The following is a 15,324-nucleotide window of genomic DNA, read 5'->3' as shown; positions in this document are numbered from 1 at the left end:
CTATTCTCTTTTCGTTAATCTTTTTTATAAAAATGCAGATGCCAGTGAAGCATTCAGCGCGTTGCCTGTGCGCTGCAATTTGGCCACTGTTAAATCTAAATTTATGTATTTATCTCGCAATAACTGCTCATAGTCAGCCATACGTAGTTCAAATCGCTCTCGCTCATCTGACAGCAGATCTTTTTCATCCTTAAAAGATTGCTCGCGTGTTCTTAATAAGCCACCAAAAGTCGTATATTCATAAACATAGTCATATAGTTTGTTGGCAATCCCTTCATCGTCATCAGAAAACAACGAAGCAATATCATCAAAATTATCTTCCAGTGCGTCGTCTAATAAATCCTGACCACTACCAAAACCAAATTCATCGGTTTCGGAGATTTCTAATTTGCCGTCATCATCAAACGAGATACCAATTTGAAACAGGCTACCAAGCGCAGAGGCACTGACATTCTCCGTGATTATAGAACTTAATCCAGATTGAATACCACGCACCATATAATCACCGGCTAACGCGCCATCATCTTCTAGTTCTGAAATACCGTATTTGGTTAAGCTAGCAAGCTCATCTTGAATTGCATTATAGTTATCGACAAAGTCAGTAATTTTGTTTTTAAGACCGTCTTTGTCATAACCAACCTCTAATGTTGACGGTATAAAGTCACCCACTGAATCTTTAGAGCTTTTTTCAAATACTTCAAAAGAGACGTTTTGAATTACATTTTCAAATTCGTTGGTTTCGCTTTCAACATCAATACCATCAATATTGGCTTTTGCGTTAGTGGCTGATTGTATACTCACATTGCCGTAAGTGGTCACTTCAGTAGAATCAACAGTCGCGATTTGTTCTAATTCTGCGATGTCATTGTCGTTAACGATACTGAGATCATTTCCGGTACCAGTTGTTTCTGAAGTAAAAACCAGTTTAGTTCCATTCGCTGTCCCAGTGTCAACCAAACTAGCATTGATGCCAAAATCATTACCGGTTGCTGAGTTTACCGCTGAGCGCAACTGCGACAGGGTCATCCCGGCGGTTACCGCAACAGAAAAACTATCACCGGTTGAGCCTATTTTGAAAGTGAGCGATCCTGCGCTAGAACTGATCACATCAGAAGAACTTGAAAATGCTGCATTTGCCGTTTGCAAACGACTGCCTGAAGCGAGTTCTTCGACATATATTTTATACGAGCCTTGCGTTGCACTGTTTGACGCTTCTGCCGTAAATGGTCCAGATTCATCTTCAGCAACATCGGGATGAGTTACTACTGCTTTGCGGCTTTGTAAGTTGGTGCTATCACGCAAGTCTTTAACGGAGGCTTGAAAGTCGTCCATTTTTGACTTCAAGCTACCAATTGCAGAAATAACCGTTTCAAGGTTTTCTTCACGAGCATCTAATCTGTCTTGTTTGGGTTTACGCTCAGCTTCCAGCAGTTGTTGCACTAAACCGCTTAAATCTAAACCTGAACCTACGCCAATTGACTGAATGCCCATGACAACCTCTTTTCCAGTTAACTACATCAATTATACTTGCCGATTAACGAGCACTCCTATTGCTTCACCTGCATCAGAACGAAGCTCATTAATTCTTTCGGCCAACTTTAACATTTCTTCTGACGGTATTTGACGAATAATTTCGCCAGATTCAGAATCAGTGACCTTGATAATCGATTTATTGCTATTTTCATCAAACGAAAAATCGAGCTGTCGATTTTGCGCCTGTATAAAATCAGCAACATCTGCAACTGCAGTATCAAGATCCTGTTGTTCAGCCCTACTAGCTTTATCGGCCTGTTCGCCATCAACTTTAGTAAAATCCGCTATATTAATCTTAGTTTCACTTTGCTTAGACGCAAATGAATCGTCAGTATTCTGACGGTTTTCTTCAGAATACCTTCTTGATGCGGGATTTGAACCAGAGTAAGCAAAAACATTGCCACTTTGCGATACATCAATATCCATAATCACCTCCCATTTTTAGTTGAGGCAGATTGAAGGCTTTGCAAAACGTATTAACCAAAGCTCATCAATCTTCAACCAAAAATCAATTCATTACCCCAATAAAGATAATGCACTTTGTGGACGTTGATTGGCTTGACTCAAGACAGAGATACTGGCTTGTTGAACGATTTGATTACGTGTTAATTCAGCTGTTTCTGTCGCAAAGTCTGTATCACGAATTTGAGAACGGGCTGAAGATACGTTTTCAATAACATTACTCAAGTTACGAATAGTCGATTGAAAACGATTTTGCAAAGCACCTAAATCCGCTCGTGCAGCACCAATTGTCGAGATAGCTGTATCAATTGCTGTTAACGCTGCTGATGCACCAGCGACCGTTGCAACCGTTGTACTTGCTAGACTTAAACCAGAGGCACCATACCCTCCAGAACGAGACAGATTAACCGAAATCGTTTGACCGCCATTTGCACCCACTAAGAATGCTGCAGAATACCCACCCGTTAAAACATCTACACCGGCAAACTGCGTATTTGCGCCAATACGGCTAATTTCCGTTTTTAACGCAGATACTTCTTTTTGTAGTGCTGCACGGTCAGATGAACTGTTAATACCGTTTTGTGATTGCACAGCCAACTGACGAATACGTTGCAACGAAGAAGTAATTTCTTGCATCGCACCTTCAGCCGTTTGTACAACTGAAATACCATCGTTAGCATTTCGTACCGCTTGGTTTAAGCCCTGAATTTGGCTGGTCATGCGCTCAGAGATCTGCATACCCGCGGCATCATCTGCAGCACGGTTAATACGAAAACCTGAAGATAAACGTTCAAATGAAGTATTTAAACCATTTGATGAGTTCATCAACTGACGCTGAGCATTTAATGATGAAACATTAGTATTTACAAACATACCCATAGTAGTTACCTCCTGAGAACTGAATCAGGTTCCCTCAAACCTATATGAAACAGCTCGCTTAAAATTCAACTCAATTAGGTATAACCTTTGAGTCGCCTCAATTAAATTTGAAATCCGGCCCCTCAACCAAAGATCAAATATTAAAATTCCCCTCATTTATAGTTATCGGCCACTTCTGAAGAAACTTTAGGATTTTTTATAAAATAATTTGAAAAATAAATCCTATAAAAATCAGTTAGATAATTCAAAGTTCAATTTAAAATGGAAAAATAACCTCATTTTCATTTAATATAGCGAGCAATTTTATTGGTATTAATTAAATGAGGTCATATTGTGGAAGAGATAATTCGCGGCGTAATGGCATTTAAAAAACACGGGTATCCGGCCAGAAAAGAGCTGTTTAAAGAATTAGCGAACGGCCAGAGCCCTGAGGTTCTGTTTATAACCTGCGCTGACTCTAGAATTGATCCGAATTTGTTGACTAATTCAGAGCCGGGCGACTTATTTATTTGTCGCAACGCAGGCAACGTAGTTCCCCCACATAGCAATACAACCGGCGGCATGACAGCCTCTATCGAATTTGCGGTAGCCGTTTTAGGGGTTAAGCATATTGTGATATGTGGGCACACCGATTGTGGCGCAATGAAAGGTGTCATCGATCCAACTGGGTTAGACGCTGTACCACATGTAAAAAACTGGTTAGGTCATTGCCGAGCTGCTGGTGATATCGTTAAAGCGAAATACGGCAAACTAGAGCCTGTACATATAGATGAGGTAATTGAAGCCAACGTTTTAATGCAATTACAACATTTGAGAACACATCCTTCGGTTGCAGCGCAACTTGCGCAACAAGAAGTTACATTGCACGGCTGGGTTTATGACATTAAAAAAGGCTCAGTCAATGTATTTGATGAGTCTAAAGCGTCATTTATTTCTTTAGAAGAAGCTTATCCTGAGTTTTTAGAAAAGTAATAAAACCATTTGTCGAATTTGTCGAACCAGTAAGAAGGTGACTTTTTCACCTTCTGCTATTCATCATCCAACGGCAAAAACTCGGTTCCCCACCCGTCGTACTGTATTTTATACTGGCGGGCAATGTCTTCCATTTGAGCGACCTGCTTTTCTATTTCTGCTAGTTCAAGTTTAGCTTCTGCAAAAACATCGAACGCCAAAATTTCCTGACCATCATCTGTTTCGAACTCTTCAGCATCTGAAACTTCGTAGTCTAATTTAAAAGCAGCTACAGCGGCTTTTTCTAAGCGATCAAAATCACTGGAAGAGAAGTGGTGCTCGATTGTATAGATAGCACTCGGATCACTCCCATCTTCGAGTAAAGCTGCAATCACGGTTTGGCTAAAAGCTTGCGGATTTTCATAATAATCCATTGTCGTTACCTTTTTTATTGTTTAGGTTGCAACTGCTCTGCTTCAGAGTCTAGTTCGTTTAGTTTATTTAGCATGATTGCATGAAAATCTTCACATGCTTGTTTCAAATTCTTTTTCTGTTCATCTGTCAAAGCTCGTGGTGCCATGACTTCAATAATAACCGTGCCATTAGACCATTTGTTCAGATCTATTTTATTTTCAGTGGTACTCATCACCACTGGTACGATAGGTACATCAGCCGCTTGTGCCAATTGAAAAGCACCACGTTTAAATGGCAGTAAACCGCGCCCGTAAGAACGTGTTCCTTCCGGGAACATCCAAACTGATATTTTTTTATTTAAAATAGTATCCCTAGAGCGTTTTAGCGCAGCCATTGCTTTTTTACGATTTTCTCTGTCTATCAGTATATTACCGGCAAGCCAATATAACTGGCCAAAAAATGGTATCCACTTGAGGCTTTTCTTGCCAATGGTTACCGTGCTGGGCAGCACACTGCCACACAGGGTAAAAATATCATAACTGTTTTGATGATTTGCAATAAAAACAGCGGGGTTAGTTTCAACGGCTTCTGGATGATGACGAACGACCAACTTCACCCCGATTATTTTCGAAGCTTTGCTGTACAGTTGCCCAAGCCAATAAACATTATTACGATGAAATGGCCTGATTAAACAAAATAATATTCCCAATATGCTGGCGATAATCACAAAGATCCCCAGCAAAATAATACGAATAACTGCTAACACTAATATGTACCTTTTAATCCAGAATATTATTCTGCTTCATTTTTAGTTTCCGCTGATTCAATCAGCAACTCATCTACTCGTTGAAGACCACGGGGCAGTTTATTGCCGCGGCGTCCTCGCTCCCCTGTGTAATGAGACCAATCATCCGGTTTTAACGTCATTTTACGCTTACCAGCAACTAACACTAAAGAATCTTCCATGCCGATCACGTTTATGTGGCGGATAAATTCTTCCCGATTACGTGCTCTTTCAGAAGATATGCTGATTATTTTGTTACCTTTGCCTTTAGACAAACAAGGTAAATCAGCTACCGGGAACAATAACATTCGCCCCTCGTTTGAAATGGCTACAATCAGCTTATTATCCGGATTTAGCACAAGCTGTGGTCGAATTACTTTGGCATTGGTTGGCAATGTCAAAACGGCTTTGCCGTTTTTATTTTTACTGACCATGTCCGCATATTTGATAACAAAACCATAACCCGCATCTGAGACCATTAAATAAGAGTCATCTGGATTTCCCATCACCACATGTTCAATTCGCTCACCAGCTGCTATGGTAAATCGACCCGATAAAGGTTCACCTTGCCCGCGAGCTGAAGGTAACGTATGGGTATCGGTTGAAAATGCACGTCCACTTGAATCGACAAACACAGATTGTTGGTTGGAGCGACCTGTATCAGCAGATAAAAACTGATCACCCGCTTTATAATTTAAGCCTTCAACATCAACATCATGGCCCTTTGCACAGCGTGCCCAGCCTTTCTCTGAAACGATGACAGTAACAGGCTCACTGGGCACTAGGTCTTTTTCACTTAATGCTTTCGCCTCGAGGCGCTCGACAATTGGTGATCGTCTATCATCACCATACTTTTCTGCATCTGCCGCCAATTCTTTTTTAACCAGCTTTTTCAGCTCGGCATCAGACCTCAATATCCCTTGTAACCACTCGCGCTCTTTTTCCAATTCATCTTGCTCACCAGTAATTTTCATTTCTTCTAGTTTGGCAAGATGGCGCAATTTAAGCTCTAAAATAGCTTCAGCTTGTTTATCAGATAACGCAAACCTTTCCATTAATACAGGTTTAGGTTGGTCTTCAGTACGTATAATATGAATCACTTCATCTATATTTAGAAAGGCAATTAATAAACCTTCTAATATATGTAGACGCGCTAAAACTTTATCCAGCCTGTATTGCAGCCTTTTGGTAACTGTGTTTAATCTGAATTGCAGCCATTCATTTAAAATTTCAGCCAGTCCTTTTACCTGCGGCCGGCTATTTAACCCGATCATATTCAGGTTAACGCGATAGCTTTTTTCCAAATCTGTCGTTGCAAACAGGTGTTGCATCAAGGTTTTATTGTCAACTCGGTTAGAGCGCGGTACAACCACCAAGCGCACTGGATTTTCATGATCGGATTCATCCCTTAAATCTGCAACCATAGGTAATTTTTTAGCCTGCATTTGATGTGCAATTTGCTCTAAAATTTTACCACTCGAACTTTGGTGTGGCAGCGCGGTAATAACGATTTCACCCTGCTCAATTTCGTACACCGCACGCATCTTGATAGAGCCACGCCCCGTTTCGTAAATTTTACGGATATCTGCAGTCGGCGTAATGATTTCAGCTTCAGTTGGATAATCTGGCCCCGGTACGAAGCTCATCAGTTTTTCGATTCCAGCATTCGGGTGATCTAACAAATAACGCGCTGCAGCCACCACCTCTCTAACATTATGTGGGGGAATGTCTGTTGCCATACCCACAGCGATACCGGTCACACCATTTAATAAAATATGAGGTAAACGAGCAGGAAGATTAACCGGTTCTTGTAGTGTACCGTCAAAGTTGGGTCCCCAATCGACCGTTCCCATGCCTAATTCAGATAACAAAACTTCTGCAAATTTAGACAACCTAGCTTCGGTATAACGCATCGCAGCAAACGATTTAGGATCATCCGGCGCGCCCCAGTTTCCTTGACCGTCAACTAATGGATAACGGTAAGAAAAAGGTTGAGCCATTAGCACCATTGCTTCGTAACAAGCTGAGTCACCATGCGGATGAAATTTACCCAATACATCACCAACCGTACGCGCTGATTTTTTATACTTTGCGGCGGCTGATAAGCCCAGCTCAGACATTGCATAAATAATGCGGCGTTGTACGGGTTTCAATCCATCTGAAATATGCGGCAATGCTCTATCCATAATGACGTACATTGAATAATTCAGGTACGCATCTTCGGTAAATTTTCTTAGCGCCAGGCGTTCAATGCCATCTTCACTAATTTCACTTATTTCTGACATTTTGGATTCATCTTATTATTTTAGTTTCAGGCTGTTCGTTTAATGCCACTGAACAAACGATAAAAATTTTCGGTCGTTGTTTCGGCAAGTTGATTTAAACTTACCCCTTTTAAATCCGCCACAAACTGCGCGACTTCACGCACATAAGCCGGTTGGTTTTGTTTACCCCGATAAGGTTTAGGTGCAAGCCAAGGTGAATCTGTTTCAACCAACAAGCGTTCAATGGGTAATGCGCGCACAACATCACGCAATTCTGCTGCATTACCAAATGTCACGATACCAGAAATTGAGATATAAAAATTTAAATCGATGGCCGCTTTTGCCATTTCCAGTGATTCGGTAAAACAATGCAAAACACCACCGGCTTTTTGTGCATTTTCGGCTCGTAAAATATCCAATGTATCTTGCCGAGCATCACGCGTATGTATTATCAAAGGCTTTTCTAATTCATGAGCCAACTGGCAATGTTGGATAAAAGATTTTTGTTGCCAATCTTTGGTCTCGGCTGAATAAAAATAATCTAATCCTGTTTCTCCAATTGCAACGACATGAGGGTCTTGAGCTAAAGATTTAAGCTTTGCAAAATCATAATCTTGCTCGTGGTACAAAGGATGTACTCCACAGGAAACGGATACATCAGAATGCGCCTGCACACTTTGCAGCATGTTAGGAAAATCATCAAGTGTCACACAAACACACAAAAAGTGTTCAATTTGACGCTCGCGGGCGGCTTGCAGCATATCGCTCACCGTTTCCCCATTTTCTCCGGTTTTTAGTTTATCTAAATGACAATGAGAGTCGACTAACACAAACGGCTCCAATAATTGTAATCTATGCAGCGGTTTTGCTACATGGTGTAAGTTGCTTCGCCGGAGTTTAACATAGGTCCCAACATGGTCTCTATACGGTCTTTTAAGTGATGTTTATCATCAATAAATGCAACCCCAACGCCTTGCGGTGCACTACTGTGAGAGGCCGGTGGTGTTAACCAACAAACTCGACCGGAAACGCTTAAAGGCTCTATTGCACCTGGCAGTAATACACTAAGCGCTAAAGAATGGCCTAAATCGTAAGTTCGATTTGTAACAACAAACAAACCGCCCTCTTTGATAAACGACATATAACTTTTATAGAGTACGTGTACATTATTAAATTCTAGAACCAATTCTTCCATTTAAGCTCAACTACCTACGAAGTATCTGCGACAGTTTATTACACATCGCCTGATATAATAATTTCTTATTCATGCCAGTTTGCAACATTTGCATTCTAACTTGAATCACTAAATTTTGCATATCACAAATCTGCACCTGCTTAAGCGCCAATTCAAGATCCCTGCCATTCTGTTTTAATTTAGAATTCAACCACATTTTAAGCGCATTTAACAACCACACTAATTGCTTGTCGACCTTGTCCTCATCATAGCTGGCTGAAAATTGATAAGCGGTTGATTGACCGCCTAAAAACGATTTAAATTGTGCTAAATACGCTTTTTGAGCTTGCAACGCTCCACTTTTGATAAATTCCAGTGCAGAAAGCGGTGAAGATTCTAGCATTGGATAAACTTTCTCAAACTCTTCTAGTGCTACATTCTGTGCAACCAACCAAGGTTGTAATATTTCAGCACTTGGTGGTTTGATTGTATACTCTTGTGTTCTGCTCTTAATCGTTGCTAATAAACGACTCGGATGCGGAGTCGTCAAAATTATAAATTTATTTTGCCCGGGTTCTTCCAAAGTTTTTAATAGCGCATTAGCTGATGCTTCCGTCATCTTGTGACAATCCGGTAGAAAAAAAACATGAGCTCCATGCATTTGTGATTTTTGTTGTGATTTATTAACCAATTTACGAATTAAATCTACACCAATTGTTTTACTGTTGTCATCTTCCACCAACATAAAATCTGGATGGCTTTGTTGAGTAAATAAGTGACACGATTTGCAACTACCACAGGGTTTATTTTCTGCAGAAAGACACAAAAATGCTTGTGCCAATTGATTCACTAATACTCGCTTACCAAATCCCTCAGGTGCAGTTAGCAAGATTGCATGGTGCAACCTGCCTTGCAAAAACTGCTGAAGCAAAGATTTTTGTATATTTTTGAGCCAAGGGTAATTCACGGCTTAAACTCCAAAATATTGCTCTAAGTGTGCCCGAATGTCTTGATGTACTTTTGCCATATCTTGCTCTGCGTTAATAATCTCTATATTTTCTTCGCTGTTAGCAATATCTAAATATTTATTTCGAGTACGAATAAAAAAATCAATTTTTTCTTGCTCAATTCTATCTAACTCACCTCTTGCTTGTGCTCTGGTAAGCCCGACTTGTGGTGAAACATCTAAATACAAGGTAAGATCAGGGCGAAAATCCTGTAACACCGAGTTTCTAAGGGGTTGTAAAACTGACTCTGGGATTTGCCTTCCGCCCCCTTGGTAAGCACGAGATGACATATCATGGCGATCTCCAACTACCCACTTTCCCTTGTTTAGTGCGGGTTTCATTACCGTCTCGATAAGCTGTACGCGACTGGCATACATTAACAACAGCTCTGCTTGAGGCGTAATAATTTCATTTTCATCCACCGTTTTGACTAGAGCTCTTAATTTCTCGGCCAATGGTGTGCCACCGGGTTCCCGAGTTTGGATAAACTGAATATCACGCTCAGTAAGCCAGTCTGTCACGACTTGAATCGCACTGGTTTTTCCTGCGCCCTCTAATCCTTCAATTACGATAAATTTTGCATTATTCATTGGTCGCTTTCTCTGTTGTCATTTTTTGTTGTGACATTTTAGCAAGATACTCTTTTACCGCTTTATTATGCTCTTTTAATGTTCTGGAAAATGTGTGCCCACCTTCACCAGTTGCTACAAAATATAAATAGTCTGTATTGGCTGGATATAGCACGGCATTAATTGCATCTAATCCGGGCATTGCAATGGGCGTGGGCGGTAAACCTTTAATTTTGTATGTATTGTACTGTGTTTTTTCGTTTAAATGGGCGCGCGTAATGTCCCCTTTGTAACGATTTCCCAAGCCATAAATAACGGTTGGATCTGTCTGCAAACGCATATTTTTATCCAAGCGATTATAAAATACCGACGCTACTTTCGGCATTTCTGCAGTCACTGACGTTTCTTTCTCGACAATTGAAGCCAAAATTAACGTTTGATACCAGTCTGACAATAAACTGTTGTCTGCAAGTTCTTCTTTTAATGCCTGCATTTTGTCATATGCTTGTTTTAATATCACCTTATCTTCTGTTCCCGACTTAAAGAGATAGGTACTAGGGAAAAACAAGCCTTCAGGGTGTGTGTAAGGCGAAATCAAGCTATCTAACCAATCTTGATAATCCGTCTGCAGAAGATGCGGATGAGCCGCAATCCACTGTTGCCACTGTTTGAAATCAGACCCTTCTGGAAAAGTAATACGGAAAAGCTGTACCTCGCCCTGTCGAATTTTTTGTAACACTGCAAAGGTTGAATATTCACCGTCAAACAAATATTGACCCGCCTGCATTTTTGCAAACCGTGGATCAACTTTCGGTAATATTTTGAGCACTATGTTATTTTCAATCAGTTGTTGTGTAGCCAGTTGCTCAACCAAAGCGCTATACGACTGGCCTTGCGGTACAACAAGGCTGGTATTTTCAATTATTATGCTTTGATTTAATTTTTGGTAACCTTGATAGATAACATAAGTAGTCGCAATCGCCAACAATGACATGCTAAAAAACACATAATAGAAAACTTTTAATAATTTATGCATAACACCCTTGGATAAAATCCTGCGACTGTTTTTGATTGAGCATCCGACCATCAATGCTGGCAACAGATACCCAACCTATCAAGGCATTTGATATCACTGCAGCCTGAATTGCTGCAACCTCAGTTTGATGAATCTTTCGTCTTTCAATATTTTTGATTTTGTTTAACGTAAATGCTCTTTGTACCCCTGCCACACCGGATTCTGACAAATCAGGGGTTAGCCAGTTTTCGTTTATTTGAACAAAAATATTGGCCAATGATGTTTCGATTAAAAAACCATCTGTATCGAAAACCAGTCCATCCTTTTGTTGTTTATCGGTCAGTTCTTTTTTAATTAAAATTTGTTCTAAACGGTTACAATGCTTTATTCCAGCTAACAAAGGTTGACGCGCTATTTGAGTATGTAAACTGATTAGCGCAATACCATCAGGATAAGAAAACAACTTTTCATTCAAATCAGATGTATAAATCAAAGCAACACTTTGCATATCGTCAGAAAATGCATAGCCCCTTTGACTTTCTCCACGACAAATCAATATTTTTACAATGACATCTGATTGCGCTTTAGCAATATCTTGTAATGTTTTTTCAAGGCGTTTGATATCAAGATGTGGAAATGCCAGCCTTTTATTCGCGTCTAATAACCGCTTTTTATGATAGGGCCAAAGGAGAATTTGGTGATTTTGAACTTTGATGGTCGTAAAGTGACCATCACCAAATTGCAGGGCTCTATTGGAAGCAGCTATTTGGTGATGGTTAGGTATAACTCTGATTAACTTCATAATTCGGTTGATGCCACAAGGGCCCGATTTAAAATCGCAGAATTATACTTTACGGAACAAGATAGAACCGTTGGTTCCACCGAAACCGAATGAGTTACACAATGCGTAGTCAAAAGAAGCTTGACGTGCTTCATGCGGTACATAATCTAAGTCACAACCTTCACTGGGATTTTCCAAGTTAATGGTTGGCGGAATACTTTGATCTTGTAACGCTTTTACCGTAATTATCGCTTCAATTGCACCTGCAGCACCTAATAAGTGACCCGTCATGGATTTAGTAGAGCTCACCATTACTTTTTTAGCATAATCTTTAAATAGATTTTTAACCGCATTGGTTTCAGCTAAATCACCCGCAGGTGTTGAAGTACCGTGTGCATTCAAATAGCCCACTTGTTCAATTGAAATACCCGCATCACGAATAGCATTAGCCATCGCTTGCTGACCACCAACACCATCTTCCGGTGGTGAAGTAATATGGTGAGCATCACCACTCATGCCAAAACCAGATAGCTCTGCATAAATTTTTGCACCGCGAGCTTTAGCGTGTTCGTATTCTTCCAATACCATCACACCTGCACCATCTCCCATGACAAAACCGTCACGGTCTTTATCCCATGGGCGACTTGCTCGAGTAGGTTCATCATTACGTGCAGATAATGCTCTTGCTGCCGCAAAACCACCCAAACCTAAAGGTGTAGTTGCTGCTTCAGCACCACCGGCTAAAATTGCATCTGCATCACCGTAGGCGATCATTCGAGCTGCATGGCCAATGTTGTGCACACCTGTAGTACAAGCTGTAGTAATTGCGATATTCGGGCCTTTCAATCCAAACAAAATAGATAGATGACCTGAAATCATATTAATAATGGTAGAAGGCACAAAAAATGGCGACATGCGCTTAGGACCGCTATTCAATAATTTACTGTGATTTTCTTCAATCAAAGATAAACCACCAATGCCTGAACCCACAGCGGCGCCAATGCGATGTGCATTTTGCTCTGTAATTTCAAGGCCTGAATCTCTCATAGCTTGGATACCAGCAGCAACACCGTACTGTATAAAAGTATCCATTTTTTTTGCTTCTTTTTTTGGTAAATAATCTTCAAACTGAAAACCTTTTACCAAACCACTGATGCGAGTTGAAAAGCTGCTTACGTCAAAAGTATCAATTAACTGAATACCACTTTGACCTGCCAATAACGCTTTCCAAGAATCGTCAACTGAATTACCGACCGGAGATAACATTCCTAGTCCGGTGACAACGACACGACGTTTTGACACTAGATTGCCCCCAGGAGGAGTATTTGAAAGGTGTAAAAAAGGCGGTTAAACAACCGCCCAGAATCAATTATTCTTTGTTTGCTACAACGTAGTCGATAGCAGCTTGAACAGTTGTAATTTTTTCAGCTTCTTCATCTGGAATTTCAGTATCAAATTCTTCTTCAAGAGCCATAACTAATTCAACAGTATCAAGAGAATCAGCGCCTAAATCGTCAACAAAAGAAGCTTCATTTGTGATTTCTTCTTCTTTAACGCCTAGTTGTTCAACGATGATTTTGTATACTCTTTCTTGGATATTTGCGTTACTCATAATGTAAAGTTTCCCTCAGACAATGCGCACTATGCGCAAGTTTGCTGTAGTTTATTAAAATCAATAAATCGGTTGCAAGCTTAAAGCTTTTATTTAGTCTACTGGTCTAACCTCTTAAGTTAAACCCAACACCAGACTCTTATTATCCGAATGCGAGCGAATGATACCCGTTATCGGCACAAGAATCTACCGTATTTATGCCATATACATGCCGCCATTCACATGAATGGTTTCACCTGTAATATAAGCAGCCTCAGCAGCGGCTAAAAATAACACTGCTGCGGCAATTTCTTCAGGTTGCCCTAAACGACCCGCTGGAATCTGAGCAAAGATAGTATTTTTCTGCTCTTCACTCAACTCTTTTGTCATATCGGTATCAATAAAACCAGGTGCAACAGAGTTTACGGTAATTCCGCGAGAGGCAACTTCTTTTGCCATCGCTTTGGTAAAACCAACTAATCCGGCTTTAGCGGCACAGTAGTTTGCCTGCCCTGGGTTACCGGTAGAGCCGACCACTGAACCAATATTAATAATGCGACCATTGCGTTTTTTCATCATTGCGCGCAACACGGCTTTAGACAACTTAAAGACAGACGTTAAGTTAGTCTCAATAATATCAGACCACTCATCGTTTTTCATTCGCATTAATAAATTGTCGCGCGTAATACCGGCATTATTCACTAAAATATTAATATCACCATGCGCTGCTTTTATGGTATCAAACAAAGCGGCAATGGAATCATCGTTTGTGACATTTAATACTAGCCCTTGCCCATTGTCACCTAAATATTCAGAGATTGCCGCGGCTCCTTTTTCTGAAGTCGCTGTCCCTATAACAGTTGCGCCTGCTGCAACCAATTTTAAAGCTATTGCTTTACCAATACCACGGCTTGCACCTGTAACCAGTGCAACCTGTCCTTCTAGTCCTGCAAACATAGTGTTACCCATTTATAAATGATTCTAACGACGCAGTGTCATTGACAGATACTGCTGTTAAAGATTTTTCAATTCGTTTAGTCAAGCCATTTAGCACCTTACCCGGTCCTACTTCAACTAATTGAGTAATACCATTGGCGGCTAAATGTTGTACTGTTTCAGTCCAACGCACTGGACAATATAACTGTCTTACCAATGCATTAGCAATTGCTTCAGAAGTAAATTCAGCTTTAACATCAACATTGTTAACCACAGCAATTTGCGGCTCAGCCAATTGTATATTTTGTAATGCCGCATTGAGTTTTTCGGCCGCCGGCTGCATCAAAGCGCAGTGAGATGGCACGCTTACCGGTAATGGTAATGCGCGTTTAGCACCGGCTTCTTTACACAATTCTGAAGCTTTTGCGACAGCATTTTTATGACCTGCAATAACCACTTGCCCCGGTGAATTAAAGTTTACCGCTGCCACCAACTCGTCACCGCTTGCTTTTGCACACGCTTCGATAACCGCATCGTCCGCCAGTCCAATAATAGCGGCCATAGCACCAACGCCTGTTGGTACAGCTTCTTGCATCGCCAAACCACGTAATTCAACTAATTTCAAAGCGTCTTCAAACTGCAATACGCCTGCTGCGGTGAGTGCTGAGTACTCACCTAAACTGTGGCCCGCCATAAATTTGGCTTGTTTGGCCCCCTGCTCTAACAACAAACGATATATTGCGGTACTTGCTGTTAACAAGGCGGGCTGGGTGACCTGCGTTTGATTTAGTTTTTCAGCTGGATCTTTTAAGATCGTTTCAGCCATATCATAACCGAGTGCATCGGAAGCTTGCTCAAATGTTTGTTTAACACTAGGAAAAGCTTGATATAAAGATTCCAGCATACCGACAGTTTGTGAACCCTGCCCTGGAAATACAAATGCAATTGATTGTTCAGACATATT

At 40.7% G+C, this 15,324-nt stretch carries 17 protein-coding genes; 1 reads left to right on the top strand and 16 read right to left on the bottom strand.

Going from position 1 to position 15,324, the window contains the following annotated elements:
* Positions 1–24 precede the first annotated feature (24 nt).
* The 3 genes from fliD to FNT16_RS11605 form a co-directional block, all read right to left on the bottom strand.
* On the bottom strand, positions 25–1,491 hold the full coding sequence (gene fliD / locus FNT16_RS11615; RefSeq protein WP_143871737.1) for a flagellar filament capping protein FliD: 1,467 nt from the start codon (positions 1,489–1,491) through the stop codon (positions 25–27).
* Between the two features lie 30 nt (positions 1,492–1,521).
* Entirely contained in the window at positions 1,522–1,959 is a 438-nt protein-coding gene (locus FNT16_RS11610; protein ID WP_143871736.1) for a flagellar protein FlaG, read from the bottom strand.
* Positions 1,960–2,049: 90 nt separating this feature from the next.
* A complete protein-coding gene (locus FNT16_RS11605; RefSeq protein WP_143871735.1) occupies positions 2,050–2,874 on the bottom strand; it encodes a flagellin N-terminal helical domain-containing protein in 825 nt (274 codons plus the stop codon).
* A gap of 333 nt (positions 2,875–3,207) precedes the next feature.
* On the opposite strand from FNT16_RS11605, the gene FNT16_RS11600 reads away from it, so the two are divergent.
* The gene (locus FNT16_RS11600) at positions 3,208–3,846 is read left to right on the top strand and encodes a carbonic anhydrase (protein ID WP_143871734.1); all 639 of its coding nucleotides are present in this window, start codon (positions 3,208–3,210) and stop codon (positions 3,844–3,846) included.
* 56 nt (positions 3,847–3,902) lie between these two features.
* Here FNT16_RS11600 and rraB read toward each other — a convergent pair whose 3' ends face one another.
* From rraB to fabD, 13 genes are all read right to left on the bottom strand, one after another.
* Positions 3,903–4,259 carry a ribonuclease E inhibitor RraB gene (rraB, locus tag FNT16_RS11595; RefSeq protein WP_143871733.1) on the bottom strand — a complete coding sequence of 119 codons (357 nt, stop codon included), beginning with the start codon at positions 4,257–4,259 and terminating at the stop codon, positions 3,903–3,905.
* 14 nt (positions 4,260–4,273) lie between these two features.
* Positions 4,274–5,005 (bottom strand): 1-acylglycerol-3-phosphate O-acyltransferase, encoded by a 732-nt coding sequence (locus FNT16_RS11590; RefSeq protein WP_143871732.1) that lies wholly within the window; start codon positions 5,003–5,005, stop codon positions 4,274–4,276.
* A gap of 26 nt (positions 5,006–5,031) precedes the next feature.
* Positions 5,032–7,308 (bottom strand): DNA topoisomerase IV subunit A, encoded by a 2,277-nt coding sequence (parC, locus tag FNT16_RS11585; protein WP_143871731.1) that lies wholly within the window; start codon positions 7,306–7,308, stop codon positions 5,032–5,034.
* A 26-nt stretch (positions 7,309–7,334) separates the two neighbouring features.
* On the bottom strand, positions 7,335–8,117 hold the full coding sequence (locus tag FNT16_RS11580) for a TatD family hydrolase (protein WP_143871730.1): 783 nt from the start codon (positions 8,115–8,117) through the stop codon (positions 7,335–7,337).
* Positions 8,118–8,155: 38 nt separating this feature from the next.
* Positions 8,156–8,482: a PilZ domain-containing protein gene (locus tag FNT16_RS11575; RefSeq protein ID WP_143871729.1), complete on the bottom strand. Its 327-nt coding sequence runs from the start codon at positions 8,480–8,482 to the stop codon at positions 8,156–8,158.
* 10 nt (positions 8,483–8,492) lie between these two features.
* Positions 8,493–9,428, bottom strand: a complete 936-nt coding sequence (holB, locus tag FNT16_RS11570; protein ID WP_143871728.1) for a DNA polymerase III subunit delta' — start codon at positions 9,426–9,428, stop codon at positions 8,493–8,495.
* A 3-nt stretch (positions 9,429–9,431) separates the two neighbouring features.
* On the bottom strand, positions 9,432–10,058 hold the full coding sequence (gene tmk / locus FNT16_RS11565; RefSeq protein ID WP_143871727.1) for a dTMP kinase: 627 nt from the start codon (positions 10,056–10,058) through the stop codon (positions 9,432–9,434).
* Positions 10,051–11,073 carry an endolytic transglycosylase MltG gene (mltG, locus tag FNT16_RS11560; protein ID WP_185976581.1) on the bottom strand — a complete coding sequence of 341 codons (1,023 nt, stop codon included), beginning with the start codon at positions 11,071–11,073 and terminating at the stop codon, positions 10,051–10,053. Before mltG ends, tmk begins: the two co-directional genes overlap by 8 nt.
* On the bottom strand, positions 11,066–11,854 hold the full coding sequence (gene pabC, locus FNT16_RS11555) for an aminodeoxychorismate lyase (protein WP_143871725.1): 789 nt from the start codon (positions 11,852–11,854) through the stop codon (positions 11,066–11,068). Before pabC ends, mltG begins: the two co-directional genes overlap by 8 nt.
* Positions 11,855–11,896: 42 nt before the next feature.
* Complete coding sequence (gene fabF, locus FNT16_RS11550) at positions 11,897–13,135, bottom strand: beta-ketoacyl-ACP synthase II (RefSeq protein ID WP_143871724.1); 1,239 nt, start codon at positions 13,133–13,135, stop codon at positions 11,897–11,899.
* A 67-nt stretch (positions 13,136–13,202) separates the two neighbouring features.
* A complete protein-coding gene (gene acpP, locus FNT16_RS11545) occupies positions 13,203–13,445 on the bottom strand; it encodes an acyl carrier protein (RefSeq protein WP_017444731.1) in 243 nt (80 codons plus the stop codon).
* A gap of 195 nt (positions 13,446–13,640) precedes the next feature.
* Complete coding sequence (gene fabG, locus FNT16_RS11540; RefSeq protein WP_143871723.1) at positions 13,641–14,381, bottom strand: 3-oxoacyl-ACP reductase FabG; 741 nt, start codon at positions 14,379–14,381, stop codon at positions 13,641–13,643.
* Positions 14,382–14,385: 4 nt separating this feature from the next.
* Positions 14,386–15,321, bottom strand: coding sequence for an ACP S-malonyltransferase (fabD, locus tag FNT16_RS11535; RefSeq protein ID WP_143871722.1), 936 nt, complete (start codon positions 15,319–15,321; stop codon positions 14,386–14,388).
* Between the last annotated feature and the right edge of the window lie 3 nt (positions 15,322–15,324).

Source organism: Catenovulum sediminis (genome assembly GCF_007289895.1).
Classification (GTDB): Bacteria; Pseudomonadota; Gammaproteobacteria; order Enterobacterales; family Alteromonadaceae; genus Catenovulum; species Catenovulum sediminis.
The sequence above is the reverse complement of the archived record's forward strand: the minus strand, read 5'-3'. Positions and strand labels throughout refer to the sequence as shown.

Bases quoted from the DNA above. Each gene is read 5' to 3' on its own strand.
- pabC (WP_143871725.1), bottom strand. From the start codon at position 11,854: ATGAAGTTAATCAGAGTTATACCTAACCATCACCAAATAGCTGCTTCC.
- parC (WP_143871731.1), bottom strand. From the start codon at position 7,308: ATGTCAGAAATAAGTGAAATTAGTGAAGATGGCATTGAACGCCTGGCG.
- rraB (WP_143871733.1), bottom strand. From the start codon at position 4,259: ATGGATTATTATGAAAATCCGCAAGCTTTTAGCCAAACCGTGATTGCA.
- mltG (WP_185976581.1), bottom strand. From the start codon at position 11,073: ATGCATAAATTATTAAAAGTTTTCTATTATGTGTTTTTTAGCATGTCA.
- fabG (WP_143871723.1), bottom strand. From the start codon at position 14,381: ATGTTTGCAGGACTAGAAGGACAGGTTGCACTGGTTACAGGTGCAAGC.
- fliD (WP_143871737.1), bottom strand. From the start codon at position 1,491: ATGGGCATTCAGTCAATTGGCGTAGGTTCAGGTTTAGATTTAAGCGGT.
- FNT16_RS11605 (WP_143871735.1), bottom strand. From the start codon at position 2,874: ATGGGTATGTTTGTAAATACTAATGTTTCATCATTAAATGCTCAGCGT.
- tmk (WP_143871727.1), bottom strand. From the start codon at position 10,058: ATGAATAATGCAAAATTTATCGTAATTGAAGGATTAGAGGGCGCAGGA.
- fabD (WP_143871722.1), bottom strand. From the start codon at position 15,321: ATGTCTGAACAATCAATTGCATTTGTATTTCCAGGGCAGGGTTCACAA.
- FNT16_RS11610 (WP_143871736.1), bottom strand. From the start codon at position 1,959: ATGGATATTGATGTATCGCAAAGTGGCAATGTTTTTGCTTACTCTGGT.
- FNT16_RS11575 (WP_143871729.1), bottom strand. From the start codon at position 8,482: ATGGAAGAATTGGTTCTAGAATTTAATAATGTACACGTACTCTATAAA.
- acpP (WP_017444731.1), bottom strand. From the start codon at position 13,445: ATGAGTAACGCAAATATCCAAGAAAGAGTATACAAAATCATCGTTGAA.